General features: G+C 47.0%; 1 pseudogene. It reads right to left on the reverse strand.

The features are described from left to right. A pseudogene (locus R8O11_RS30600) lies at positions 1-543 on the reverse strand (ATP-dependent helicase); the annotation flags it as partial.

Genomic DNA, 543 nt, shown 5'->3' on the forward strand with positions numbered 1-543 from the left:
ACCGAAGCGACCGACGTCATGTACGGTTCTAACCATTCGTCTAATGAATCCAACAAACTGGCTTCATCAAACATTGGCCATGCTTGCTCAGGTAACCAATCCACCGCACAGCGAATACGTTCAAGCAGGCTTTCCGCTGCCGGCGTCCAGTTTAGACTGCTTAAGCCCTGACGGCGGACATAAGTGAGTAAAGCTTGTGTCATTTTTTCTTTACCCGGATTAGGTAATGACACCCTTTCAATCACCAATTGACCGAGTTTTCGTTGTTTCTCGGCCACTAAACGCCCTTTCTTTTCATCCCAATCCACTACTTCTTCAGTAGAAAATAGCGAATCAAAAGTCGTTTGCAATATATTGACGTCCAATTCACACGCTAAATGTATTTGGCTCGAATTGGAATGAGACCGCATCAGGTCAATCGCGACCAAGTACTCACAGCCGCCTAACATATCGTCAGGACGACATTCTGCACCATGACCATTCGCTAGTGCAAAGCGACCAAATTGATTGGTGCGTTGCTGAGCGATCCTATCGGGAAACGCC

This window comes from Vibrio sp. 1288 (genome assembly GCF_033344475.1).